This window comes from Mucilaginibacter mali (genome assembly GCF_013283875.1).
Taxonomy (GTDB): domain Bacteria; phylum Bacteroidota; class Bacteroidia; order Sphingobacteriales; family Sphingobacteriaceae; genus Mucilaginibacter; species Mucilaginibacter mali.
This window is the reverse complement of record NZ_CP054139.1, coordinates 5993992-6017349: the sequence shown is the minus strand read 5'-3', so window position 1 is coordinate 6017349 and position 23358 is coordinate 5993992. Positions and strand designations below refer to the sequence as shown.

25 protein-coding genes are annotated in these 23358 nt (G+C 49.5%); 7 read left to right on the top strand and 18 right to left on the bottom strand.

Going from position 1 to position 23358, the window contains the following annotated elements; genetic code table 11:
• Nucleotides 1–2: 2 nt before the first annotated feature.
• The 5 genes from HQ865_RS25675 to HQ865_RS25655 all read right to left on the bottom strand — a co-directional run bounded on the left by HQ865_RS25675 (nucleotide 3) and on the right by HQ865_RS25655 (nucleotide 5869).
• Nucleotides 3–914: a cbb3-type cytochrome c oxidase N-terminal domain-containing protein gene (locus tag HQ865_RS25675; RefSeq protein ID WP_173417641.1), complete on the bottom strand. Its 912-nt coding sequence runs from the start codon at nucleotides 912–914 to the stop codon at nucleotides 3–5.
• On the bottom strand, nucleotides 911–1102 hold the full coding sequence (locus HQ865_RS25670; protein WP_173417640.1) for a hypothetical protein: 192 nt from the start codon (nucleotides 1100–1102) through the stop codon (nucleotides 911–913). The genes HQ865_RS25675 and HQ865_RS25670 overlap by 4 nt, the downstream gene beginning before the upstream one ends.
• Nucleotides 1103–1106: 4 nt before the next feature.
• A complete protein-coding gene (gene ccoN / locus HQ865_RS25665; protein WP_173417639.1) occupies nucleotides 1107–3236 on the bottom strand; it encodes a cytochrome-c oxidase, cbb3-type subunit I in 2130 nt (709 codons plus the stop codon).
• Nucleotides 3237–3305: 69 nt separating this feature from the next.
• Entirely contained in the window at nucleotides 3306–3482 is a 177-nt protein-coding gene (gene ccoS, locus HQ865_RS25660; protein WP_173417638.1) for a cbb3-type cytochrome oxidase assembly protein CcoS, read from the bottom strand.
• Nucleotides 3479–5869, bottom strand: a complete 2391-nt coding sequence (locus tag HQ865_RS25655; RefSeq protein WP_173417637.1) for a heavy metal translocating P-type ATPase — start codon at nucleotides 5867–5869, stop codon at nucleotides 3479–3481. Before HQ865_RS25655 ends, ccoS begins: the two co-directional genes overlap by 4 nt.
• Nucleotides 5870–6230: 361 nt before the next feature.
• On the opposite strand from HQ865_RS25655, the gene HQ865_RS25650 reads away from it, so the two are divergent.
• Both HQ865_RS25650 and HQ865_RS25645 read left to right on the top strand, forming a co-directional pair.
• Nucleotides 6231–7211: a DUF542 domain-containing protein gene (locus HQ865_RS25650; RefSeq protein ID WP_173417636.1), complete on the top strand. Its 981-nt coding sequence runs from the start codon at nucleotides 6231–6233 to the stop codon at nucleotides 7209–7211.
• A gap of 25 nt (nucleotides 7212–7236) precedes the next feature.
• On the top strand, nucleotides 7237–9018 hold the full coding sequence (locus HQ865_RS25645) for a hypothetical protein (protein ID WP_173417635.1): 1782 nt from the start codon (nucleotides 7237–7239) through the stop codon (nucleotides 9016–9018).
• A 70-nt stretch (nucleotides 9019–9088) separates the two neighbouring features.
• On the opposite strand, the gene HQ865_RS25640 is transcribed toward HQ865_RS25645, so the two are convergent.
• From HQ865_RS25640 to HQ865_RS25630, 3 genes are read right to left on the bottom strand one after another with little or no spacing between them, the layout of a single operon-like run.
• Nucleotides 9089–9940 carry a universal stress protein gene (locus HQ865_RS25640; protein WP_173417634.1) on the bottom strand — a complete coding sequence of 284 codons (852 nt, stop codon included), beginning with the start codon at nucleotides 9938–9940 and terminating at the stop codon, nucleotides 9089–9091.
• 4 nt (nucleotides 9941–9944) lie between these two features.
• Nucleotides 9945–10370 carry a hypothetical protein gene (locus HQ865_RS25635; RefSeq protein ID WP_173417633.1) on the bottom strand — a complete coding sequence of 142 codons (426 nt, stop codon included), beginning with the start codon at nucleotides 10368–10370 and terminating at the stop codon, nucleotides 9945–9947.
• 19 nt (nucleotides 10371–10389) lie between these two features.
• Nucleotides 10390–11253 (bottom strand): universal stress protein, encoded by an 864-nt coding sequence (locus tag HQ865_RS25630; protein ID WP_173417632.1) that lies wholly within the window; start codon nucleotides 11251–11253, stop codon nucleotides 10390–10392.
• A gap of 233 nt (nucleotides 11254–11486) precedes the next feature.
• Here HQ865_RS25630 and queD point away from each other — a divergent pair, with 233 nt between their 5' ends.
• Together queD and HQ865_RS26090 are read left to right on the top strand one after the other, a co-directional pair.
• The gene (gene queD / locus HQ865_RS25625) at nucleotides 11487–11849 is read left to right on the top strand and encodes a 6-carboxytetrahydropterin synthase QueD (RefSeq protein WP_173417631.1); all 363 of its coding nucleotides are present in this window, start codon (nucleotides 11487–11489) and stop codon (nucleotides 11847–11849) included.
• Nucleotides 11846–12640 carry a DUF6544 family protein gene (locus HQ865_RS26090; protein ID WP_317170042.1) on the top strand — a complete coding sequence of 265 codons (795 nt, stop codon included), beginning with the start codon at nucleotides 11846–11848 and terminating at the stop codon, nucleotides 12638–12640. Before queD ends, HQ865_RS26090 begins: the two co-directional genes overlap by 4 nt.
• On the opposite strand, the gene HQ865_RS25615 is transcribed toward HQ865_RS26090, so the two are convergent.
• Nucleotides 12637–13698, bottom strand: coding sequence for a COX15/CtaA family protein (locus HQ865_RS25615; protein WP_173417629.1), 1062 nt, complete (start codon nucleotides 13696–13698; stop codon nucleotides 12637–12639). The two genes, HQ865_RS26090 and HQ865_RS25615, sit on opposite strands and share 4 nt — an antisense overlap.
• A 41-nt stretch (nucleotides 13699–13739) precedes the next feature.
• Entirely contained in the window at nucleotides 13740–14276 is a 537-nt protein-coding gene (locus HQ865_RS25610; RefSeq protein ID WP_237073647.1) for a pyridoxamine 5'-phosphate oxidase family protein, read from the bottom strand.
• A 78-nt stretch (nucleotides 14277–14354) separates the two neighbouring features.
• On the opposite strand from HQ865_RS25610, the gene HQ865_RS25605 reads away from it, so the two are divergent.
• Nucleotides 14355–15239, top strand: a complete 885-nt coding sequence (locus HQ865_RS25605) for a universal stress protein (RefSeq protein ID WP_173417628.1) — start codon at nucleotides 14355–14357, stop codon at nucleotides 15237–15239.
• 65 nt (nucleotides 15240–15304) lie between these two features.
• Here HQ865_RS25605 and HQ865_RS25600 read toward each other — a convergent pair whose 3' ends face one another.
• Nucleotides 15305–15919, bottom strand: a complete 615-nt coding sequence (locus tag HQ865_RS25600) for a universal stress protein (RefSeq protein ID WP_237073645.1) — start codon at nucleotides 15917–15919, stop codon at nucleotides 15305–15307.
• Between the two features lie 94 nt (nucleotides 15920–16013).
• The gene (locus HQ865_RS26010; protein WP_237073643.1) at nucleotides 16014–16178 is read right to left on the bottom strand and encodes a hypothetical protein; all 165 of its coding nucleotides are present in this window, start codon (nucleotides 16176–16178) and stop codon (nucleotides 16014–16016) included.
• 147 nt (nucleotides 16179–16325) lie between these two features.
• On the opposite strand from HQ865_RS26010, the gene HQ865_RS25595 reads away from it, so the two are divergent.
• On the top strand, nucleotides 16326–16670 hold the full coding sequence (locus HQ865_RS25595) for an RNA recognition motif domain-containing protein (RefSeq protein WP_173417626.1): 345 nt from the start codon (nucleotides 16326–16328) through the stop codon (nucleotides 16668–16670).
• 6 nt (nucleotides 16671–16676) lie between these two features.
• Here the strand turns inward: HQ865_RS25595 and HQ865_RS25590 are convergent, their stop codons facing one another.
• Nucleotides 16677–17972 (bottom strand): NRAMP family divalent metal transporter, encoded by a 1296-nt coding sequence (locus HQ865_RS25590; protein ID WP_173417625.1) that lies wholly within the window; start codon nucleotides 17970–17972, stop codon nucleotides 16677–16679.
• Nucleotides 17973–18105: 133 nt separating this feature from the next.
• Here HQ865_RS25590 and HQ865_RS25585 point away from each other — a divergent pair, with 133 nt between their 5' ends.
• Nucleotides 18106–18975 (top strand): universal stress protein, encoded by an 870-nt coding sequence (locus HQ865_RS25585; RefSeq protein ID WP_173417624.1) that lies wholly within the window; start codon nucleotides 18106–18108, stop codon nucleotides 18973–18975.
• On the opposite strand, the gene HQ865_RS25580 is transcribed toward HQ865_RS25585, so the two are convergent.
• The 5 genes from HQ865_RS25580 to HQ865_RS25560 all read right to left on the bottom strand — a co-directional run bounded on the left by HQ865_RS25580 (nucleotide 18967) and on the right by HQ865_RS25560 (nucleotide 23307).
• Nucleotides 18967–19653, bottom strand: a complete 687-nt coding sequence (locus HQ865_RS25580; protein ID WP_173417623.1) for an ABC transporter ATP-binding protein — start codon at nucleotides 19651–19653, stop codon at nucleotides 18967–18969. The two genes, HQ865_RS25585 and HQ865_RS25580, sit on opposite strands and share 9 nt — an antisense overlap.
• Before the next feature lies 1 nt (nucleotide 19654).
• Nucleotides 19655–20914, bottom strand: coding sequence for an ABC transporter permease (locus tag HQ865_RS25575; RefSeq protein ID WP_173417622.1), 1260 nt, complete (start codon nucleotides 20912–20914; stop codon nucleotides 19655–19657).
• Nucleotides 20911–21990 carry an efflux RND transporter periplasmic adaptor subunit gene (locus tag HQ865_RS25570; RefSeq protein WP_173417621.1) on the bottom strand — a complete coding sequence of 360 codons (1080 nt, stop codon included), beginning with the start codon at nucleotides 21988–21990 and terminating at the stop codon, nucleotides 20911–20913. The genes HQ865_RS25575 and HQ865_RS25570 overlap by 4 nt, the downstream gene beginning before the upstream one ends.
• A gap of 161 nt (nucleotides 21991–22151) precedes the next feature.
• Nucleotides 22152–22502, bottom strand: coding sequence for an OmpW family outer membrane protein (locus HQ865_RS25565; RefSeq protein WP_237073642.1), 351 nt, complete (start codon nucleotides 22500–22502; stop codon nucleotides 22152–22154).
• 340 nt (nucleotides 22503–22842) lie between these two features.
• Nucleotides 22843–23307, bottom strand: coding sequence for a hypothetical protein (locus HQ865_RS25560; RefSeq protein WP_173417620.1), 465 nt, complete (start codon nucleotides 23305–23307; stop codon nucleotides 22843–22845).
• Nucleotides 23308–23358: the final 51 nt, after the last annotated feature.

Here is a 23358-nt window from a genome sequence, read left to right as displayed (position 1 = left end):
TATTATTTAGAGGCTATTTTTTGAGGTTCGTCCGGTGCTTCCTTCTCGCCCTGCGGCGCTTTCGGGTTAGCCGGGTTCGTCCCGTGTATGGATTTGATAAAGTTGGCTACGTCGGAGATCTGTTTCGGCGAAAGCTGTTTTTCCCAGGTCGGCATACCTTTAGCGGCAACGCCATATTTGATGGTCTTGAAAATCTCGTTGATCTTTCCGCCATGCAGCCAGTAATCGTCGGTCAGGTTAGGCCCTACGTTCCCCTGCGCATGATCACCATGACAGGCGGCGCAGGTTGTTTTAAAAATAGCCCCGCCCGCGGCAATAACGGCCGGGTCATGAACCAGCTTGACCGTATTCTCGTCCACACGATTGGCCGCTTTACTCAGGTACTCTTTCTTGGCAATATCGGCCTGGGCCATTTCGTTGCGGTATTCCTGGTATTGCAGCGGCGCCAGGTTGAACACATGGTAGATCAGGATATAGCATACGCCAAAGGCGATGGTACCGTAAAAGAGCCACATAAACCAAGCCGGCGTCGGGTTATTCAGTTCCTGGATGCCGTCATAATCATGCTCGATCAGCAACGACTTTTCTTCCGACATGGGTTTCAGCGACATCAGTTTCAGCAGTACCTCGTTCTTTGGCTTGGGCGCTTTTTTTGGTGCCTTAGCAGCCCGCTCTTTGGCGATGATCTCCTCTTCGCTGGTGCCCTGGTATTTAAAGATAATGCGTGTCATCACTTTGATGGTGCGGACCAGGACCAGCACCACAATCAGGAACAGGAAAAGCATAATACCGATCAGCCAGTAGGCGGCCTGGTTTTTGGTTTCTCCGGAAAGCAGGCTGCCTTCTGTGGCCGTACCGGCTAAGGACAACAAGGGTGCACAAAGAATAAAAATCAGGGTGTTTATCTTTTTCATGGCTGGCTGTTTTGTGGTGAGCTGATCAGGTTGTCTTCCAGCGGAAGACCGCCCATATAATCGATGTGTGCTTTCCTGATACGGACCAGGAGAACGGCTACGACGATAAAGAATACCAGGAAAATCCATAGAGAGGCCAGCAAATAGATCTGGTTTCCTGACAGGTGTTCGGTGAATTGCTTAAACATAGTCTTACTTATTGGCGGTTTTATTGGCTTTGATATCGGTTCCCAAACGCTGCAGGTAGGCAATGATGGCGACGATCTCTTTAGTGCTTTTTACTTTGATATGGTCTGCATGCAGGTTCTCGGCGATCTCTTTGGCTTGTTTATCCAGGTCACTGTTTGCCTGCTTATCGTAATCTGCCGGGTAGGGCACGCCCAGTTTCTGCATCGCGCGGATCTTAGCAGCCGTCAGGCTGGTATCCAGGTTCTGCGAGATCAGCCAGTCGTAGTTAGGCATGATGCTGCCCGGTGACATCAGGCGCGGGTCCATCAGGTGATTATAATGCCAGGCATTGCCGTATTTTCCACCGATACGGGCAAGGTCGGGACCGGTTCGTTTGGAACCCCACAGGAACGGGTGGTCATAAACGAATTCACCTGCCTTGCTGTATTCCCCGTAGCGTTCCGTCTCCGAACGGAATGGACGGATGGTCTGCGAGTGACAGTTGGAGCAACCTTCGCGGATATAAAGATCACGTCCTTCAAGTTCCAAAGGCGTGTAAGGTTTGACACTGGCGATCGTTGGGATGTTCGCAGATATGGTCAGTGTCGGCATCAGCTCGACAAACGTACCAACCAGGATCACCAGCAGTGCGGCGATCATCAGTTGGATCGGGCGGCGTTCCAGCACACGGTGCCAGGTTTCCTGATCAGCCGCCGATTTTTGAATGGGTTCCAGCGGCATGGCCTGTGCGGCCTCATTGGCTACCAGTTTACCAGATAATGCGGTACGGACCAGATTGTAAGCCATCGCGATCACACCGGTTAGGTATAGCGTGCCGCCAATAGAACGCATGATGTGCATTGGAATAATTCGGAAAGTGGTTTCCAGAAAATTCGGATATTTTAACATCCCTTCGGCGGTGAATTCTTTAAGCATCAGCCCTTGGGTAAACCCGGCCCAGTACATGGGTACGGCATAGAAAATGATGCCCAGGGTGCCGATCCAGAAATGGAAAGCAGCGAGCTTTTTGGAGAACAGTTCCGTCTTGTATATGCGTGGGATCAGCCAGTACAGAATGGCGAATGTTAAAAAGCCGTTCCAGCCTAAAGCCCCAACGTGTACATGGGCAATGATCCAGTCGGTAAAGTGGCCGATCGCGTTTACCTGTTTCAGGGAAAGCATCGGACCTTCGAAGGTTGCCATACCATAAGCGGTCAGACCTACCACCATGAATTTTAGCACGACATCGTCACGTACTTTGTCCCAGGCTCCGCGCAGGGTTAGCAGGCCGTTGATCATACCACCCCAGCTTGGAGCGAGCAGCATGATGGAAAAGGCCACACCCAGTGACTGTGCCCAGCCTGGTAAAGTAGTATATAATAAATGGTGAGGTCCAGCCCAGATATAGATAAAGATCAGCGCCCAGAAGTGCAGGATACTCAGTTTATAGGAATAGATCGGGCGGTTAGCCATTTTGGGCAGGAAGTAATACATCATACCCAGGTAAGGGGTTGTCAAAAAGAACGCCACGGCATTGTGTCCATACCACCATTGTACCAGGGCGTCTTGAACTCCGGCATATACCATATAGCTTTTAAACCAGCTAACCGGCAGCTCAAATGAGTTCACTATGTGTAATACGGCGATGGTGACGAAAGTGGCGATATAGAACCAGATGGCTACATACAGGTGCCGTTCGCGACGTTTAAAAATGGTGCCGAACATATTCCAGCCGAAGACCACCCAGATAATTGTAATGGCAATATCGATCGGCCATTCCAGTTCAGCATATTCGTGCGAGGTGGTGATCCCTAATGGCAGCGTAGCTACGGCGGAAAGAATGATCAGCTGCCAGCCCCAGAAATGAATCTGGCTCAGTACATCACTGAACATACGGGCCTTCAGCAAACGCTGAAGGGAATAATAAACGCCCATAAATATCGCGTTGCCGACGAAGGCAAAGATAACCGCGTTGGTGTGCAGGGGCCTGATACGCCCAAAAGTCGTATACTGGTTGCCCATATTGGCTGCTGGGTGGTATAACTGTATAGCTGCGATCAGCCCCACGGTCATACCGATAATGCCCCAAACTACGGTAGCGATACCAAAATTTCGGACGATCTTGTTGTCATAATAAAATTTTTCCGGCTGCATAAAGTATTGTCTTTTTATGGGTGTAAAACTATTAAGGGGTCTGGAGTGACAGAATGATGACAGTTGGTTTTAAAAGTGATTTCGGTCACTTTCTTTTTCTTCCGGTTGTTCATCTTCCAGCAGGACCCGCATGGAGGGTGTATAGAGGTCGTCATTCTGCCCGGTCCGCTGCGCCCAGAAAAAGGCCCCGAGAAAAAGCAACGCCAGCAAAACGCTGCAGCCGATCAGGAAGTAAATAATGCTCATAACAGTTTTCTCCTTTTGGCCGTAAAGTGGGTAGCCAGTGTAGTAAATGATATAATGGTCGCTGTACTCAGCGGCATGAGGACCGCCGCGATCAGTGGCGAAAGTTTCCCGGTGACCGCATAGGTCAGACCAATGATATTATAGGTCAGCGAGATCAGAAATGATAGATGGATGATGACCACCGTATCCTTTGAAAAACGTAAGAACGTCGGCAGCTTGTCAAAGGAACGGCCATCTAATATCGCATCGCTGCCTGGTGAAAAGTTGTTCACGTTATCTGTGACCGCCACACCCAGGTCGCTTTGGCGAAGGGCACCGGAATCGTTCAATCCGTCGCCCAGCATCATGACTTTTTTGCCCAGCTGCTGCACGGAGGCGATAAAGTTAAGCTTTTGCTGGGGCGATTGTCCGAACAGCATGCGGTTGCTGTCCCGAAAAAAGCGAAGCAGTTCGCTTCTTTCCTGGTCCTGGTCGCCCGACAGCAGGAAAAGCTGGTAAGCGGGTTCAAGTGCGCTGACCTGATCCATACCCTGGCGGTATTCATGTTTGAATCCAAAGTAGCCCAGGTACTGGCCATCGATCATCAGTTGAACACGGGTCATATCGGCAGCTTCGTGATAATTGCCGAACAACAGCTTGCCGCTCCCGATCCGCAGTTCCCGGCCATTTACCCGGGCGGTAATACCCTGCCCGGGCGCTTCCGTATAATCATTCACCGGCAGACGTTCCTGTTCGCCGAAGTACCGGCAAATCATGCGGGAAAGCGGATGCATGGAGTTGGCGCAGGCGCTGTAGATCAGCCTGACCTGTTCTTCGCTAAGCTGGCTTTGCAGCTCGGCATTCCGTCCGTTCCCGGTGGTGATGGTGCCGGTCTTATCCAGCACAATAGTGTCTATCTTGGCCAACTCCTCGACCACAGCCGTGTTTTTCAAATAAAAAAGATTCCGGTCGAAAATGCTGAGTGCAGCGGACATGGTAAAAGGTGTGCTGAGCGCCAGCGCGCAGGGACAAGCCACGATGAGCACGGCGGTAAAAGCGTCGATTCCGCGACGCAGATCGGTAAATACCCAGGCCAGCAGGGCTGACAGGGCGATCACGACCAGGACGACCGTAAAATATTTGCTGACAGTCTCGTTAAAGGTGCGCATCCGGTTATCCTGCTTGCGGGTAAAGGCTTCGTTGTTCCAAAGCTGGGTCAGGTAGCTTTGGGATACCGGCTTGATCACCTCCAGCTCAACAGATTCACTGGTCTGGCGGCCGCCGGCGTAGATGATTTCCCCGAGTGTCTTACCTACCGGAACGGACTCACCGGTCACGAAACTGAAATCGATCAGCGCCTGACCCTTTAACAAGATCGCATCGGCGGGAATGATCTCGTTGTGGCGGATCAGGATACGGTGACCCGGGCGCAGCTCCGACAAGGGCAGCGGCTTTTCCACGCCGTTTTCCAGGGTTTGTACTGCCACAGGAAAGAAAGAACGATAATCCCTTTCAAAGGAAATATGATGATAGGTTTTTTGCTGTACGAATTTGCCCACCAGGAGAAAGAATACCAGCCCGCAGAGCGTATCGGCAAAACCGGCACCGGTTTGGGTCAGCACCTCTGCAGCTGTCCTGATAAACAGCACGGCAATTCCCAGGGCCAGCGGAAAATCAATATTTAATACTTTTTTACGCAGATTGTTCCACGCGGAAGTAAAATATTCCCGGCCGCTGAAAAACACGACCGGCAGCGTAAAAGCCAAATTGATATAGCCAAAGAAGTGGCGGAAAGTCTGTTCAAAGACCGAGAGGCCCAGGTATTCCGGGAAACTTAGCAGCATGACATTTCCAAAGCAAAAACCGGCGACCGCGATGCGCTGCACCAGGTTCCCCTTTTCTGCCTTTTGCTGTTTTTTAATAATATCCTGCAGGCTAATCAGCGGTTCATAGCCAATGTTAAAAAGCAGCTCGACCACGCCGCGAAGCGAAATTTTTTGGTGGTCGAATCTTACCACCAGCTGCTTTTTCAAAAAGTCGACCCTTGCATAATGCACCCCGGGATCGAAACGGTTCAGCTGTTCCAGCAGCCAGAGGCAGGAACTGCAATGGATATGTGGAATATATAACGTAATGATCGATATGCGGTCATCATGAAAGTCCAGCAGCTCGTCGACAATGGACGGTTCTTCCAGATATTCGAAACGTTTGTCCAGTTTGCCGCGGGTCGCACCCGGGTGATCGTTGTACTGGTAATAGCTGCATAGGCCGCTAACCGAGAGGATCTGATAAACATTCTGACAGCCCTGGCAGCAGAACTGCTTGTTGTCCGCCAGATATAGGTTTGTTTCACATATATCACCACAGTGATAGCAGTTGATTTTTACCGCAGGTTTGGTTCCGGTCATTTTCATATTTTAATGGCTCAAAAATGCAGGTTCACCGGAACTGGGAGAATGACCGCCGTCGGTGCAAAAAATGATCTGTGTCACTTTTTAGGAAGAAAGTGACCAAAGGCCTGAAATCAGCCGGTTAGCTTTAACCCGCGTGCATTAAAAAAATAAATAGGTGGATCTGGAAAAGCGGAAAGCGACCGCTATAATACCGGGCCAGGCCAATGACCTGTTCCCCCGGTTATTATAAGATCAGTCGCTGCAAATATGTACATCAAACCAGCGCAGTAAAAATGATATAGATGGCGGCAAAAAATGACGTTCATCATTTTCTAAGGGATCCACACGGGGTAAATTTGCCAATTAACTCCTGTGAATGGACATACCAGAGATATTAGATATAACCGTTGTTGAAGAAAGCCTGAAGGGTGATGTGCTGCTGGAAAAATTCGGGGGCTTGCCAATGGGCGGGCATCTGGTATTGAATCATGACCGCGATCCCAGACCCCTATATTTCCGGCTGCTCGAACATTCGGGCCGGAATTTTACCTGGAAACCGCTGGAAAGCGGACCGGAGGTCTGGCGGGTCAAGGTCGGCAAACGAACCCATCAGGATCGGGAAGGCAGCATCGGCCAAATCATTATCAACGATCCCCGCAAGGTTGCCGTGTTTAAAGAATTGGGCATCGACTTTAGTTGTGGAGGTGCCCGCACACTTACGGAGGCTTGTGAACTTTTGCAACTTGATGTGGAAAAGGTCGACTTAAAGTTAAAGGGAGAGCTTCCGGCAATAGCCTATCCGGAAATGGATTTCCTGCATTGGGATACCGGCTTTTTTTGTAAATACCTGATCAACCTGCACCATGGCTATGTGCGGGCCAACTTACCATTCCTGCTGGAAATGTGTGCGAAAATAGCCCGGTCCTATGGCACGAAGTATACCGAACTTCGAGAGGTAAATACCTTGGTCAGGCAAGCTACAGAAGGATTAACGGCCAATATGGAACAGGAAGAAACCTTTCTTTTTCCTTATTTGACCGACATGGCCTATGCGCTGAAATCAGGAACAAGGCTGGCAGCACCTGCAACGGGCTCAATAACAGCGGTCATTCATTTAATGGAAGCCAACCATGAGCGCGTTTATGATGCTTTCTTAAAGATCCGGCAGCTTACCAAGTGCTACCAGCCACCGAATTATGTTACGCATGGCTTCCGTATCCTCTATAAGATCTTACAGGAATTCGAAAATGACCTGCAGCTGCATTTACACCTGGAAAACAATATCCTCTTCCCGGCAGCCATCCAAAATGAAAATGAACTCCGGTTCCGGCAGCTGCAATACGGACCGCCTTTATAAATCTTAACACAAAATCTCATCGATTATGAGCCATACATTTCACATACCAGTCTTAGGACTGGGCTATTCTATAGATACCCCGCTAAAGGTTGCGCGTTATGGCATTTCTTCAGTCATGTCGATCGTCGACGACGAGCTGATTGAAAGGATGCGTATCTACCATGCCGCCGAATGTGGTGAATCTTTCGAGCCAATCGGCAAAAAAGAACCCGATGCCCGGGCCCGGCGGATCACCGCCTACCTTGACCTGGTGGCGCGGCAGGTTGAACGGCAATTCACTGAGCTGCTGAAATTACCTTACGAGCCTGGAAACGACCTGTGCCGTTATTTTGAACTGCTGCCGGAAGGCGCGCGCCTTCGTCAGGGGTACGAATTGATGCAGGAATTTAAGGATCCGGACCAGCGCCGCTATTTCCTGGAGCTGCTTAAAAGCGAGATGACTCCCGGCGCCATCGATGTCAATATCATGTCGAAGGTCGACAAAATGAATTATGCTGCCGGTGGCGAAGCACTGGGCGATCAGTTCACTGATGCACTGGCGGCGCTCCGTGGCTTTGCGGTAAGCCGGCTGGCATCTTCCGTGATCCTCTCTGCCGGGATGAACCCGCGTTTGTATAGTTATCTGGAATCTTTTGCCTGCTTCCTGCCGGATGCAGAGGGCCGGTTGCCTAAAAAGGTGATCTTAAAAGTCAGCGACTTTCGTTCCGCTTTTATCCAGGCCAAGTTCCTGGCAAAAAAAGGCATCTGGGTTTCAGAATTCAGGGTCGAGTCCGGCCTGAACTGCGGCGGTCATGCTTTTGCAACCGAAGGATTTTTGCTGGGCCCCATCCTGGAAGAGTTCAAACAAAAGCGGCAGGAAATGGTCAGCGAGTTGTTTACCGGATATCAAGCCGCATTGCAGGAAAAAGGCATTACTATTGCTACTGCACCTGCACAACGACTGAGCGTCCAGGGTGGGATCGGCACTGCGGGGGAGAACCATTTCCTTCTACAGCATTACCAGTTGGATGCGACTGGCTGGGGCAGCCCGTTCCTGCTGGTACCGGAAGTGACCAATGTCGACGAATCGACGCTGCAGCAATTAGAGCATGCCGGTGAAAAGGAGTTTTACCTGAGTGGTGCATCTCCCCTTGGCATCTTGTTCAACAATTTTAAAAACAGTACTGCCGAGGTACAGCGCCTGAAACGTCTGGAAAATAAACGTCCGGGCAGTCCCTGTACTAAAAAATACCTGTGTACCAATACGGAGTTCACCGACCAGCCTATTTGTACGGCTTCGCGGGAATACCAGCACCTGAAGCTGCAGCAGCTGGATACGCTGGAACTGACCGAACCGGAATATGAGCAGCAATACCGGACGATCACCGAGAAGATCTGTTTATGCGAAGGACTTTGCGCTTCCGCCTATTTAAAATATGATCTGCTGAAACCCCGCGAGAATAAAGCTGTCGCGATCTGCCCAGGGCCGAACCTGGCTTATTTTTCGCGCATTTATTCCCTTGAAGAAATGGTGCGGCATATTTACGGTGAACTGGACCTTTTGGGTAAGATCAATCGCCCGCATATGTTTATCAAGGAACTGAATTTGTATATCGATTACCTGCGAACCGACCTGCAGGCACAACTGAAGGGCCTAACGGACAAAAAGCAGAAGCAGCTGTCGAAATTTAAAACGCAGCTGCAGGAAGGCATCAGCTATTACCGGGATTTGTTCAGCAAACAGGCCGATCAGACTTCAGCTTTGATCCAGGACTGGTTCAGCGAATTGTCGCTGTCGGAACTGGAACTCAGCCAGATCGAGATTTGATGTGTATAAAATAAAAAGGTAAAGGCCGCTTCCGGAAATGGGGCGGCCTTTTTTGATTCAAATTCAACAATCAGGGACGTTTCGGCATCACGATCACCGGGATAGTGAGGTGATAAGTTACTTCGGCATTCTGGCCGCGCTTAAAGAACTTGTTCATTTCTTCTTTAGGCCGCAGCATCAGCGCCATAATATCGGTAGGCTTGTTCGCTTTCAGCCATTTCCAGTCGCGGGCCAGCTGGCTGTCATCGATGCTGCGGAAATAAACACCGCCGCAGTTCAGGTCACGGTAAAGGGCGGTTTGCAATACCTTTTCCTTAGTTTTTACCTCTTTGTCGGGGTTTAGTCCGCATAAATGGGCGACCATTAATTCCGCGGCGAAGGCTTCCATCAGTTCCCCAAGTTCCCCGATGCTCTGGATATCTTCCTCTTTCAGCGTGGCAGCGTAGGTGATCTTTTCCGGATTCATCCGGACGGTACCACGGGGCACGACCATTACCGGAATACGCGCCCAGTCAATGATCCGGCTGCAGTTCTCGCCAATCAGGTAATTGGCCATTTCCTCCTGGTCGGGCACACCAGTTACCACCATAGCGATATCAGTATGGCAATCTATAGCGGTCATGATATCTACCAATTCGGTCCTTCCGGCATCAAAGCTGATCTCCGGCAACCTGTTGCCTGCAAAGGAGCTTGCAACCAGTTCCTGCTCCAATTGAAGCACGTAAGCGGCCAAACCTTTATCAGGAGTCTCCTCCATTTCTGGTTCTCCGTCAACGGTTTGCAGCTGCAGTACCGTTGTCGGTACCGGTGCAAGATTGAATAACAGGACATTAGCTTTCATCTTTTTGGCCAGGTGCAGGGCATAACGCGCGGCGGTATGGGAGCCTGCGCTTTGGTCAGTCAATACTGCTATTGTCTTCATCGGATTAGGATTGTACGGTAGTTAGGTTACCCGCCATGACCGTTTCGGCATAGGCGAAAAGTTCTTTTTTTGTCTTTTTGATCCCGGCAAATAAAGCGGTCAGTCCGTTCTGCAGGTCATTATAGCGTTCCAGGAACGTCAGGTCCATGGCCTTTTTATTGTCGCCAATATAAGGCTCCAGGAAAGCCAGGAATTCCGGCACGGCGCTTCTCAGGGTCACCAACTGGCTTTCCTGTCCTTCGATCTTCTGGCGGAAGTTCGTTACTGATTCGATACTTTCCACCGCTGTGGCATCATATTTCAACAGAATGTTTCGGAAGAAACGGGCTTCATCCGCTAAAAAGGAGATGTCATCTTGCCAATGACGGGCCAGGATATATAATTCCTGCAATTCAGTTTCCAGTTCGGTATCAGGTGGTAAGTTACTCATGGCTGTATTTTTTAAATGTTTATGATTTGGTCCCGGGAAATACCAGCAGGGGCAGCTGCAGGTGATCCGCCATTTGTTTGGTATGACTGTGGGCGAATAATTCGCCAAAAAGGTTGTGGTGTTGATGGACCATGGCGAGCATGTCGATCTGTCCGTGATCGCAGATCCAGTCCAGACCTTCATCTACCCGGTCGTTGCGGATCAGGCGGTAATAGATATTGGGGTAGTCAGCATTATTGGAGATCCCGACCAGGTAATCGGCTATCATTTCTTTTAAGACCGGGCTTTCCTTTTTTTCGTTGCAGATATGCACGAGCAGCACTTCCGCATTCAATTGCTTTGCCCAGTAAACTAGCTGGTAAATATGTTGAAGATCGTTTTCGGGGTCTTTGAATTCTGTAGCATAAGCGATCTTTTTTATCGGGCGGAATTCTGTTCCCGGGGATACCATTAGCACCGGCTTATCCGCATTGTCAATCATATTGGAGGCATGGTTACCCAACAGCAGGTTATTAAATACTCTGCCCTGATGAGTGCCGCTGACGATCAGTTCATTGTCTGGCGTAGCCGCCAATGCCTTGACAACATCGGCCATGATCCCGGGCTGGCTTTTGCAGCTGATCACCGGGCGAAAGCCTGTTGCCGGCAGTGAGCTATCCAGCATCTCTTTAAATTCGTGAAGCGCCGATGCGCTGTCCTCCAGCAGCAATTCATATTCTTCATCCTGCCAGAAGACCATGCCGGCCTGCGGGATCTCCGCCGGGATGATAATGGCATGGCAGAGCAAAATATTTGAGCGCACCTGCCGCGCCAGGTGATAACCGTAGCGGGCGGCGTCTTTTGAACCTTCGGAAAAATCAGTAGCGATCACAATTGTTTTCATGCTGTTGTACGCTTGGTTTGTTGATGTAAAGTTGAGCATTGACCGCGGAGGAAAAAGTGACGCGCGTCACCTTTTCCAGTGATCCTGCGCCAGGTCGGGCGTCTGGTCCTGCCTATAAAAATTCCAGTGCAGAGATCAGGAAATTTTATGATCCTGCGCATTTCCCTGAAGGGAGTTTCACTGCAACTTTGAGGTGGTAAAAGCCGATGGGCTACACCAATAAAAAACAATCTATGACCATATTTAAGCAATTCACGTTCGATGCCGCCCATTTTCTCCCCAACGTGCCGCAGGGGCACCGCTGCCGTCAGGTTCACGGCCATACCTATCATTTGACCATTTATGTGTCAGGACCTGTCAATACAGAAGATGGCTGGGTAATCGATTTCAAAGAATTGAAAGCCGTTGTTAAACCGCTGGTCGAACAACTGGACCATGTTATGCTCAACGAGATCCAAGGGCTGAAAAACCCGACCGCGGAAAATGTTGCACGCTGGTTCTGGCAGGCCATTCGGCCGGAGATACCTGGATTAAGCCGGATCGAATTAAAGGAAACGCCGACCTCGGGTGTTATTTATGAAGGAGAGAACAAATGATCATAAAAGCGGCCCTACTGGATTCGCTTAGCCGACAGTACGAGCAGGAACTTGCAGAGGAATGCGAAAAATATAACCTGTGCAAATCCTGTCCTGCGGACCGTCTACTGACCGAACTCCCCCCCATCCTTCAGCGCTATGTTTTGGAGAGCGGCTATGTCGGTAAAGAAACGGTGATTTGCTGCCAAATGATCTGGAAGGAAACCGCACTGAAAATGCGACCCGGTGGTCGCTGGAGACCAATAAGCTGCAGACAGATCAATTTTCTACCATCCCCGGCAAGGTTGGTTCTGATGGAAGCCCACTTATTCGGCATTCTGCCTTTTACGGCGCGCGATATTTTTCGGGATGGGCATGGCGGCCTGCTCGTGCGCTTGCTGGACAAACTTCGCCTAACGGAGAGAACGGGGCCGTTGATGGACCGTTCTGAACTGGTGACCGTGCTGGCTGAAATGATGATCATTCCTGCCTATGCGCTTTGCAGGTACATTACCTGGCGGGAGATCGCTCCCCTGGTCGTGGAAGGGATCATCAGTTTCCAGGGAGTTACGGCAAAAGGTATATTTCACTTTAATCCCGATGGCCTGGTGGAGCGGTTTGAAACGCTTGACCGGTATTATAATGAGGGGGGCACCTATCAGAACTATCCCTGGGTGGCTACGGCTGAAAAATATAAGTTTCGCGGCGATATCCGTTTCCCTTCGGTATTCCGGGCGCTCTGGAAGATGCCGGGCAGGGAGCATGTTTATTTCAAGGGCGAGCTCACCAGGTTGCTGTTTAACACTTTTTAGACCGCATAACCTAATCCCTTTCGCTGCCTGCTGAAATACAAGGCAGTGAGCAGGGAAATAAACAGTAAGATCGCATTCAACTGGTGGATCGAGGCAAACCAGATCAGCTCCGTCGAACTGCTAGATAGCAAAGAGGCTATCCCCAAAATGATTTGAGCCACAGTAATCAGCAGTGGCCATTTTCGCCAGCGATTTAAAAAATGGTCCCGGCTCGATTTGCCTGCCAGCGCATACCAAAAGATCATACAGCAGAAGATGAGATAGGCATAAAGCCGGTGAACGAACTGGATTAGCAATGGATCATTGCAGAATTGGATGATGAGCTGACCGGGCCTGAGCTGGACGGGTGGAAAGAAATGTCCGTTTATCGTTGGCCAGGTGGGTGCGAATAAGGCCGCGTGTGTTCCTGCCATAAAAGCGCCGTAAGTCATTTGTTTAAGTAACAGCAATAGTATTATTATAGTGAGCACCTGCAAGCCACCGTAATTATAGGTTTGGGTGCAATTGATTCTCAGGCGTAGGGACAACCAGACCATGGCTGCCAGTAAGGTCAGCGCAAGCAGGAAATGTACTGCGAGCCGGATGTGATTTACCCGAATATCGGTATCATTTAAACCGCTTTTGACCATTAGCCAGCCTGCGAAAGCCTGCAACGTCCCGATCAGGAATAACCCCGCCAATGGCCAGAATAGTTCCCTGCGAATCATTCTGCGGTAAATCAGCCAAGCGAAGGGGAGGATAAATACAACGGCCATCAGGCGCGCCCATTCGCGGTGCAGCCATTCCCAGAAATACAAGTGTTGATAACCGGTCAGCGTTAGGTCAGCGTTCAGTTTCTTAAATTGGGCAATTTGGCGGTACAAAGCAAAACTTTTTCCCCATTCGGCATGACTGAGTGGCGGTACAGCACCTAAAAAAGGTTGCCATTCGGTAATGGATAGGCCTGAACCCGTAAGACGCGTTATGCCCCCTAATAAGATTTGGATAATAATCATCCCGATGCCCAGCGCCAGCCAGCGACTGACCTGACGGTTGGCTTTTGTGATTTCAGTGGTCATTTTTTTTCGTTCACAGCATAAGGTAAAAATGCCGATAATGCTCACGGTCGTTCAAAACGACCGGACAATTGTTCAATATGGACCTTGTAGACGATGAGCTGGACTTTGGTCCCTACGTCGCTATCCTTTTCAGTAATCCCATGAGCCGGGTGATCGCTTGGATTTCTGGACAAGGGCATTAGCCGGTGGATCAAACCTTGCTGAAGCTGTTCCTTTTCAGAGACATCAATTATTTCTTCGAAGCGGCCCTGAATGATGACGCTTTTCCAATCAAAGATCGTACGGATCTCATCTACTTCGAAGCAGACAGACGGGTTGTTGCGCATCATCCGAATCTTCTGACCTTCGGCAGATTGTCCATAAAGGTAGGAGCCGCCGAAAACATAATTCACCGGTACGATATAGGTACTGCCTTCGGCATGGCAGGCGATCCTGCCGGTCACCTGTTCCCTGAGCAATTGCTCTATTTGTGTTTGATCGAGTTCCCCCAGCATAGTTTCGAATTTGAATGGCAAACATAAGCTGCGGGGTACCCAAAAAAAATGACCGGAAGCGGAACGAAATGTGAGTTTCATCATGTCTGTTCGCTATCTGTCATCATTGCTTAAGGTTTGAAAGGTCCCGAAATTTACGTCTAATAAATCAAGAGGAATCATATGAAAAAGCTCCTGATACCCACTGACTTTTCCCCGGCCGCTCATAATGCCGGCCGGTACGCATTGCATTTAGCGCAAGAACTAAATCATGGCCTTATCTTGTGCCATTCCTGGCTAAGCCCCATGCATGCCACCGGCGCCGCACAATTGGCATGGCGAATTGTCGACGATGGTACTATAAAACGTGAAGTAGCTGATCAGCTAAAGGCCGAAGCCGAAAAGCTGGCAGAAAAACGGCATGAACTCGGGCAGATCTTCCCGGAACTATTCAGTCCGCCGCTGACCTGTATATCCGAAGCCGGGGAATTGCCCGAAGTTTTGGAAAAAATCATGGAGGGCCAGCCGGTAGCCATGGTCGTTATGGGTTTATCCGGTGCCGGTAACCTGGAACGTTTTTTTATCGGCAGCCATACCAAAGATGTCGTGAATAAGGCCACTTACCCGGTCTTGCTGGTTCCCCAGGATTTTATTTTCCGTCCCATCCGGCGGATCGCGTTCGCTACCAGCTTGGACAAAGGCGATATCCCCGTACTGCATTCATTAGCCGGCCTGGCTAAGGTCTTTCAGGCAGAGATCGATATCTGCCATGTTTCCGATGAGAAATTCGAAGAGGGGGAAGATAAATTCAGGGCCGATGTATTTATGTCGGAACTCTGCGCCCGTGTAAGCTGCGCGGATATTCATTATCACCATATTAAAAGTATGGATGTGGATCATGGACTTGACTGGATCTATGAACATAGTCAGACGGACCTGGTGGCTATGGTTCATCAGCATTACGGCGTGCTTCACCGACTATTTGCCGGAAGCCATACGCAGCAGCTGGCCAAACATATCGACCTGCCGCTGCTGGTTTTCCCTCCTGGATATGGTGCTACACTGTAAATTTTAGGGGCAGCCATCAATCCAAAGCAGCCAGTTGTTCGTCGCCGGCTTTTTTTACGACTCTTTTAAAGTCCGCCGGTTTCAAGGTTTGCCGGGATGACCAGGACGGGGAGCTCCTGTTTTTTTAGGAGTTTAACACTCTGGCTGCCTTTGAAAAGCCGGTTCCAGAAACTGTGCTGATCATGGCAAAGCGCCAGCAGGTCCGAGTTATTCTCCTGGCAATGACGGCTTAACCTTTCAGTAATATCCCGGCCATAAATATTATGGTAATTGATGTTTGGGTATCGAAATTTGTCAACCTGCTTTTTAAATTCCTCCTGGCGAGAAGCTGCATCGTCTTCCTGCGAACCGTAAAGAACGACGTGGATGATTTCCAGTTCAAAACCGATCAGCCGCCCGATCCTGGTGAGGTAGTGGACCGCCCGCAGGTCGCCATCATTCAGGTCGCTGGCAAATGTGACCTTTTTTAAAGGGCTTATCTTAGTACGTTCAGGAAAGACCAATACTGGGCGGTTGCTGTGATTGATCACCGCCCGGGTATCGCTGCCCAAAAGAAGGCGGTCGAGTTTGCTCCCTGTACGGCTTCCCATCACCACCAGTTCTATGTCTTTGTGGTGCAGTTGCAAGCGCACGCAATCTGCAAGCGATCCGTCTTCATGGCGCCATTCTACGGAAGGCAACCTTTCCTGTGTTGGCAGAGTCGCCAGTTCTTCCTGCAGGTTTTCTTTTAAACCTTCCAGCTGCCCTTTAGATTGCTCACCATAAATAAGGTTATCAATTCCCCAGGAAGTTATTGGGATATTCTTCCAGCACAGGCTGCGGGGTCCAGGTATGCAGCAGGAGCAGGTTGGTATGCAAAGCACAACATAGTGGCAACGCAGCGGAGGCGGCATGGGCCGCTGTCGGCCCGAGATCGGTCAGGACAAGGATCTTTTTCATGGTTTTTTAAATTGATTTTCGGGAAGTAAAATAAAGGCAAATCCTTAATTCAAAACATGATGGCGGTCATGACGCCGTTTGATGCTGGTCAGGTTTTAAACCGGCAATTTTTATAATTTTGCTCCATGAATTCTTAAATTATTAACCATGGTCAAACTCTTTGTTAGCGGTTTTCCTGCCGAGGCTTCGGAACTGGAGATCGTACAGCTTTTCGACCCATTCGGCAAGGTAGTTACGATCAAGATCGTTATTGACAAGATAACCAGGAAATGTAAGGGTTTTGCCTTTCTGGAAGTAGAAGATAGTCTATCCGCACAAGCGGCAATCAGGGAACTAAATGGGACTGTCTGGGGAGACCGGGAACTGACGGTCAATTATGCCACTGAAAAAACACCACCACAGCCTTGTGTAAAAACCGTCGATCAGCGCAATAAAAACAAGCGATCCGCTACCGTCGATATCAAACAGAAGCGGCCACGTATTTCCCGTTGATCCCCATTATTTAAGCAAAGTATAGATCAGCGCAATGGCCGCGCCGCCCATCGCCAGAAAGGTCAGCCAGAGCAGGGCATTGGAAAGCCGGCCATTTTTAAAATCTCCCATTATGCGGGCATTGCTACCGATCCGGATGATCAGCAGCAGCAAGGGCACCGCCGAGATCCCGTTCATTACCGCCGCGAATACCAGGGCTTTTACCGGGTCGATCCCCACGAAATTAATGCCGAGTCCGATCAGGGTAGCAAAGCAGATCACAGTATAGAAAGCTTTCGCCCGGTACCATTTCATATCGAGCCCTGAGGTCCACCGGAAAGCTTCGCAAACTGCGTAAGCCGCGGAGCCGGAAAGTACCGGTACCGCTAACAGCCCCAGCCCAATAATACCGAAGGCGAAAATCAACCGCGCCAAAATACCGGCATGGGGAAAACTATGCACAAGCGGTTCAAGCGCCCGGGCCGCGTCAGCCGCGGAACGAAGATTGGTAACCCCGCTTTGGTGCAGAACTGTCGCTGCCACGACGATGATGCTCCAGGTCGCGAATTCAGAAATGACCATTCCCGAGGCATTATCAAGCCGCATCCTCGTAATAATGCGTTTACTTTCTGTTGGTTTTAAGTTATCTTTTATTGACCGCGCTCTGGTTTCCTCCACTTCCTGTGAAGCTTCCCAAAAGAACATATAAGGTGAAATGGTCGTTCCGATCACGCCGGTAATAATAAACAGAAAAGCAAAGCTGAATTCCAGGTGGGGAGTTACCGTAGCCTTTAAAATCTGCTGCCAAGGCTGATGGATAATAAATAAGGTCAGCGGGTAGGCCAGCAGGGATATAGCCAGCCATTTCAGGAACCGGGCATAGGTATGGTAAGTGGTTAATACCTCTAAGATCAAGGTGATAACAGCGAAGGTGACCGCTAGAGCAGAAAAGGGAACCGGGATGATCAGCCGTGCGGCTTCTGCCATGGCGCCAATGTCGGCGCCTATATTGATAATATTAGCCGTCAGCACCAGCAGCAGAACGGCCGTCAACATTTTTTTACTGTAATTATCCCGGACTACAGCGGCCAGTCCTTTCCCGGTTACCAGGCCGATGCGTGCACAGGCCTCCTGGACGGCGATCATAAATGGCAGCATATATAAGGCGGTCCATAACTGGCGATAGCCGAACTGTGCCCCGGTCTGGGAATAGGTCGCTATTCCTGAAGGGTCATCGTCAGCGGCGCCAGTGATTAGACCCGGTCCCAGGATACGCAGGTATCCCTTCAAACTGTTTTTGGTTTTCAGGAAACTGTTCATCATTATTTTTTCAGGCACTAAAATAAGGCAGGTTTTAAGCCGGATTCAGGATGGGGATCAGGAAAATACATGATCGTGGTCATTCTCCGGCAAAGCTAATTTGGCAACCTTTATCCTGTAAATCAATGTAGTTTATATGAAAACGATCATCGCCCTAACTGATTTTTCCCCGCACGGCAATCACGCCTGTCATTATGCCGCTGCACTGGCCGCACAAACCGGGGCTACCCTTTTATTATGTAATGTTTATCTGGAGCCTGCCTCCTTTCCGGGCGCTTATTCGATCGGCTGGCCGACGGAAGAATTTAATCTGCTGGAGCAGGAAAGCACCGGAACCTTACAACTATTACGGCAACAATTGGAGGAAGAATGGCCTGCGCTACTCGCAGCCAATAAGTCCAGGATAAGTACGGCAAGTACTGCAGGCGATGTTGCCACAGTTCTAACAGACCTGGATAATACCGGGGCTATCTCGTTGGTTGTCGCCGGAACACATAGTGAGAGCGGTTTTGTTGAATTGTTTTTTGGCAACAAGATGCGCACGTTGATCGATACCGCCCGGCACCCCTTGTTACTGGTCCCGCTGGAAAGCCCGATGCCGCATTTAAAAAAACTAGTTTTTGCCACTGACATGGAATTCCCGGAGCAGGATATTGCCGCCCTGCGGGTACTGAAAAAACTTACTGTAAAAACCGGGGCAGAACTGTTGGTAACAACGGTGCTTAATGAAGATGATCATGGCAGTGCCTGGGCAAAAGAGGAGCAGCAAATGATGTCCGATCTGAGTCATATGGCCGGGAACATCGATGTCAAATGCAAGGTAATTAAAGGGGATCACGTGGATAATGTCCTATTACGGTTTTGTACTGAAGAAAAAGCGGATCTGCTGACCATGGTGCATCATAACCTGGGAATGATCAAAAGGTTATTTAAAGGCAGTACTACAAAGAAAGTAGCCGGTACCAGCGGCATCCCGCTGCTGGTCATCCCTGCCTGCTTAGCCTAAGGGCGAAAGGATCATGCCGTCTTCCATTGTAATGATGCGGTGCGTACGCTCAGCAAAGGCGTTATCATGAGTAACCACCAGCAAAGTCTGATGATAGCTTTCGGCCAGTTCCCGGAAAATATCAAAAACAATCTCTGTATTTTTTTTATCCAGGTTCCCGGTCGGCTCATCCCCCATGATGATCACCGGGTCGTTAATGAGTGCCCGGGCGATGGCCACCCTTTGCTTTTGACCGCCGGAAAGCTGGTTAGGGCTTTTTAAGGCTTCTTCTGCGATACCTAATATCTTCAGTTTTTCTATAGCACGGTGTTCCACCTCCTGGGGGGATAATTTACCCAGTTTAAGCCCCGGCAGCATGACGTTTCGCAGTACAGTAAATTCATTCAGCAGGTAATGGAACTGGAATACGAAGCCAATCTTTTCATTACGGACTTCCGCCAGTTCCTGTTCGTCGCGTCCTTTCATTTCACGGCCTTCGATCTTTAACCCGCCTTCGTAATCCGTATCCATGGTCGAAAGAATATAAAGCAGTGTTGATTTTCCGCAGCCGGATTTTCCGATAATGGAGACGAACTCCCCACGGTCCAGTGAAAAACTGACCTCCTTCAGGATCTGTATGGTTTGCGGATCGTGAAAGGATTTAGAAATAGCGCTGGCCTGTAAAAGTGTATTGTTCATTTTATTTCCCCCTGATGATAATGACCGGATCGACCCTGCTGGCTTTGCGTGATGGGAAATAACCGGCCAGGTAAGTGGTAACCATGGAGAAGACCCCGCCGATCAGATAAAACCTTGGGTTGAAGTCGATCGGATAGGTTTTGATCGTCGGCAGCGCGGTCGTATTAAAAGGAATATGGGCGATAATCGCTGAAAGGCCATAGCCCAGCAATAAACCAAATACCCCGCCGAATAATCCGATGCTTAAGGCAATGACATTGAAAATGCGGTTCACATCCCTGCTCGAAAATCCGACAGCTTTTAGGATGGCAATTGTGTCCAGCTTTTCATAGATCATCATATTTAAAATGTTATAGATCCCAAAACCGGCAACGATCAGCAAGGTGACCCCAACGGAATAAGAGATCAGGGTCCGGATAAAGTTTCCGGTCTCGAATTCGGAATTGGCGGTCTGAATATCAATGGCGTCCACTTCAAAGCGCTGCCGGTAGGCCGCTGCCAACCCGGGTGCCTGGTTGATGTCTTTGAGCTTAACTTCGATATCCGTAATATAATTATTGGATTCCCCCATGATCTTTTGGGCTGTTGCCACGGACACATAGCTTTGTTCATCATCGACCTGCTGCAGGCCGGTCTGGTATATGCCGGCGACCTTTAGCGGGAACTGCTCACCGGTAACCGTGGTGATGTGGATGACATCACCGATGTGCGCCAGCATTTTGATCGCGACCCCTTTACCCAGCAAAATGCTGTTAGGTGTATTTTTCAAGTCAATAAACCGGCCTTCGGTCACATAATCACCGAAAGAGAACAGGCGGTTCTCCTGCAGTACATCGATCCCGCTGACCAGGCCGTTCAACTGAGTGGCCCCGACATTATAAAACACCTGAGTGCTCACCTGGGGCGAAACGCCTAATACCCCGGGATCACTTTCCAATACATGCATGACAGGCAGTGCGTTATGGATTGCCAGCGGTTTGGATACCGGTTTGACTGAACTGATAAAATGATGATAACCCCGGAATTCCGGCGACAACTCCACCGGCTGATGTTTTGCCGCCTCCACATCATTATATAAGCGGATGTGCGGTGTCCGGTTTACGACCAATCCGTCCAGCAATTTATTGAGTCCACCCATAAAACTGAGCAGGGCGATAAACATGGTAATGCTAAAGGTCACGCCGATGGCCGCAACCAGGGTCTGCCGCCAGCGTGCCAGCAATAAGGAGCGGGCGATCTCGGTGATCAGTTTCAGGCTCACGGCAATGGTTTTTTGAGCTCATCATGCTGATCCAGTCCGGATAATACCTCCACCTGATTGTAATCACTCAAGCCTGTTTTGATGATTCGGGTTTTATCATCGGCCATCAAAACAGTAGAATCGTTGACCAAACAGGTCCGGGGAATAAGCAGCGCATTCTTTTTGGTGCGGATAATAATATTCGCTTCGAGCGTCGCATTGGGGAACAATTTTGCGGGTGGCCTGATGAAGGCTGCCTCTACTAAAAATGTCTTACTGCGGTCGTTCATGGCCGGGTAAATTTTCATCACCCGGGCCTCAAATACCATCCCCTTGTAGCTATCCATTGTCACCAGGACCCGTTGCCCAAAGGCAACACGGGCGATATCATATTCGTCAACCTGCATTTCCAAAAGGAACCCGGCATCATGTCCAAGCAAGGCCAGTGGCGTTTGGGGATTGACCGATTCGCCGTTCTCCTTGTAAAGCGCGTAGACCTTTCCATCAACACCGCTCCGCAGGATAAACTCCTTTTCTACCTGTTGGGTCAGCTTCAGGTTATTCCTGCTTTGGGCGGCAGTGAAATTGATCTGTCGTTTAAGATCTTTCACATTGACAGTTGCTGCATACCATGCTGTCCGGCTTTGTTTGGCCGCCAATTCCCGATCCTCCAGCTGCACTTTGGTGCCAATATCCTGCTGCCACAGCAATCGCTGACGAACCAGCAGGACAGAATCGTTCAGCATTTTGTTGTGCGCCGTTTCCATTTCCTGACCGGCGGATTCCAATTTTCCCTGATTTGCTGCTGCCGAGTTATAGACAGCGTTCAATTTTGCATTTTCCTTATTTAACTGTTGTGTTTCCCGGCTGATTAATAGTATCGCTGCACCTTTACTGACCGTATCGCCGACTTCCAGGAACCGTTTCCGGATCACGCCGCTGACCGTAGCAAAAGCCTGGTATTGTTCTCCACTTTTTAAAATACCGGAAGCATAAACGGATTCGGAGATGGAAGAAAGGACCGGATGGATCCTTTCCTGCCGGTCCTTGCAGGCAAATAGGCTTAGTAAAAGTAGATACGGGAACATTCTGCGCATAATTGAGTATATAAGGACATCTTCCTATCAGCGGTAAAGGTCTGGATTGCGCTTACACTGGGGAACGACGCCGGTCAGCAAAAAAGGTGACACTGATCACATTTGTCGTTGCCGGTTCATAAAAAAGCTGCCAATGGGCGGGTTTTCATCACATCAACACACTAAAAATGTCTGTCGATATCAATACCGATCAGCCAGAGCCTGATCTTTACATCAGCATTAATATTTTGTAGGACAGGGGCTAATTCCGGGTCGCTGGCTGGGGTAAGGTTCGGTGCATCCGCGGTCGCTGTCGTATTCAGGAAAATCTTTTTCAGGTCAATATTGAGAAACACTTTTTTGCTGATATCGATATCAGCATCGACTTGTGCTACGAAAGCGAATTTATCCTGGTATTTGATTCGCTGAACGGTCGTTCCCTTATCCGGGCTGTAAAAGATCGTATAATTGGCGCTGGCATCTAATTGATCCAGGGGCCTTTGAAAGAGACTACGCAAATGACCGGTTAGCAAAAAAGTGGTCGTACAATGGATTCAGAATGTAAGCAAGCCCAATGTGCGTTGTCGAACTTGTCTATAGCTGGCAAGCAACTAGCTTTTGGCAGGAAGAATTAAAGAAGTACTTTAAAAACTATGGAGAAATGTTTTAACATTTTTCTGGAGATCTTTTGCGACACTTATGACCGGATTTATGGACGACCAAATCCGACGGTTTATATCGATGAGATGCGCGAAGCTTTTCTGCTGCAAATCCAGAAGCGGTTGAAAAAAAAGAATTGCAGGAAATGAACGGAACCGCTACGAACATCCGGCGGGGTCGTTTCCAATTATTGACAGGTTTGTATAACATTTGCTATTCAAAATAGGAAGTATGCAGTGCCAGCTGATCCTTTGCGGTCTTATACCGGTCCGACGCTTCAGTGAGCGTTTTCGCCTGCTTTAGTGCCGCCACGTCATTCATAAACGTTTTTAGCCAATGGTGCAGGGCCTCATGGGCCGGGCCGGTCATCCGGCATTCCGTCACCATCTTGGTAATACCGTCCGCAAGGTCGAGCCGGACCTCCTGGTAATCTTCGATGGTCTTACCTTCCGAAGCATCAAAGGCCCTGACCGTATTTTGCAGGTTGACCAGATTATTTTGCGTAGCCTGGTCAATCTTCCATTTTTGCCCGTAATCCAGGGCTAATGGTTGATTCTCACCCATTTTTTCTTTCGTACCGATCACCGGGCTGTCGATGATCTTTTGCGCCGTTTGGTGATGATCCCCACAGCCGGTCAGCAAGCTACCAAATGCTAATGTGAATAATAATCTTTTCATATGCTACCATTCTAATGCGGAGAAGGCCGCCACCTATTTGTTGATACAGTT

What these genes read in the sequence shown, in the direction of transcription:
- HQ865_RS25585 (WP_173417624.1), top strand. Translation starts at nt 18,106, where the DNA reads ATGAAAACGATCATCGCCCTAACTGATTTTTCCCCGCACGGCAATCAC.
- HQ865_RS25560 (WP_173417620.1), bottom strand. Translation starts at nt 23,307, where the DNA reads ATGAAAAGATTATTATTCACATTAGCATTTGGTAGCTTGCTGACCGGC.
- HQ865_RS25645 (WP_173417635.1), top strand. Translation starts at nt 7,237, where the DNA reads ATGAGCCATACATTTCACATACCAGTCTTAGGACTGGGCTATTCTATA.
- HQ865_RS25590 (WP_173417625.1), bottom strand. Translation starts at nt 17,972, where the DNA reads ATGATGAACAGTTTCCTGAAAACCAAAAACAGTTTGAAGGGATACCTG.
- HQ865_RS25635 (WP_173417633.1), bottom strand. Translation starts at nt 10,370, where the DNA reads ATGAGTAACTTACCACCTGATACCGAACTGGAAACTGAATTGCAGGAA.
- HQ865_RS25655 (WP_173417637.1), bottom strand. Translation starts at nt 5,869, where the DNA reads ATGACCGGAACCAAACCTGCGGTAAAAATCAACTGCTATCACTGTGGT.
- HQ865_RS25615 (WP_173417629.1), bottom strand. Translation starts at nt 13,698, where the DNA reads ATGACCACTGAAATCACAAAAGCCAACCGTCAGGTCAGTCGCTGGCTG.
- HQ865_RS25595 (WP_173417626.1), top strand. Translation starts at nt 16,326, where the DNA reads ATGGTCAAACTCTTTGTTAGCGGTTTTCCTGCCGAGGCTTCGGAACTG.
- HQ865_RS26010 (WP_237073643.1), bottom strand. Translation starts at nt 16,178, where the DNA reads ATGAAAAAGATCCTTGTCCTGACCGATCTCGGGCCGACAGCGGCCCAT.
- HQ865_RS25675 (WP_173417641.1), bottom strand. Translation starts at nt 914, where the DNA reads ATGAAAAAGATAAACACCCTGATTTTTATTCTTTGTGCACCCTTGTTG.
- HQ865_RS25630 (WP_173417632.1), bottom strand. Translation starts at nt 11,253, where the DNA reads ATGAAAACAATTGTGATCGCTACTGATTTTTCCGAAGGTTCAAAAGAC.
- HQ865_RS25650 (WP_173417636.1), top strand. Translation starts at nt 6,231, where the DNA reads ATGGACATACCAGAGATATTAGATATAACCGTTGTTGAAGAAAGCCTG.
- HQ865_RS25640 (WP_173417634.1), bottom strand. Translation starts at nt 9,940, where the DNA reads ATGAAGACAATAGCAGTATTGACTGACCAAAGCGCAGGCTCCCATACC.
- HQ865_RS25605 (WP_173417628.1), top strand. Translation starts at nt 14,355, where the DNA reads ATGAAAAAGCTCCTGATACCCACTGACTTTTCCCCGGCCGCTCATAAT.
- HQ865_RS25570 (WP_173417621.1), bottom strand. Translation starts at nt 21,990, where the DNA reads ATGCGCAGAATGTTCCCGTATCTACTTTTACTAAGCCTATTTGCCTGC.
- ccoS (WP_173417638.1), bottom strand. Translation starts at nt 3,482, where the DNA reads ATGAGCATTATTTACTTCCTGATCGGCTGCAGCGTTTTGCTGGCGTTG.
- ccoN (WP_173417639.1), bottom strand. Translation starts at nt 3,236, where the DNA reads ATGCAGCCGGAAAAATTTTATTATGACAACAAGATCGTCCGAAATTTT.
- HQ865_RS25610 (WP_237073647.1), bottom strand. Translation starts at nt 14,276, where the DNA reads ATGATGAAACTCACATTTCGTTCCGCTTCCGGTCATTTTTTTTGGGTA.
- HQ865_RS26090 (WP_317170042.1), top strand. Translation starts at nt 11,846, where the DNA reads ATGATCATAAAAGCGGCCCTACTGGATTCGCTTAGCCGACAGTACGAG.
- HQ865_RS25670 (WP_173417640.1), bottom strand. Translation starts at nt 1,102, where the DNA reads ATGTTTAAGCAATTCACCGAACACCTGTCAGGAAACCAGATCTATTTG.
- queD (WP_173417631.1), top strand. Translation starts at nt 11,487, where the DNA reads ATGACCATATTTAAGCAATTCACGTTCGATGCCGCCCATTTTCTCCCC.
- HQ865_RS25580 (WP_173417623.1), bottom strand. Translation starts at nt 19,653, where the DNA reads ATGAACAATACACTTTTACAGGCCAGCGCTATTTCTAAATCCTTTCAC.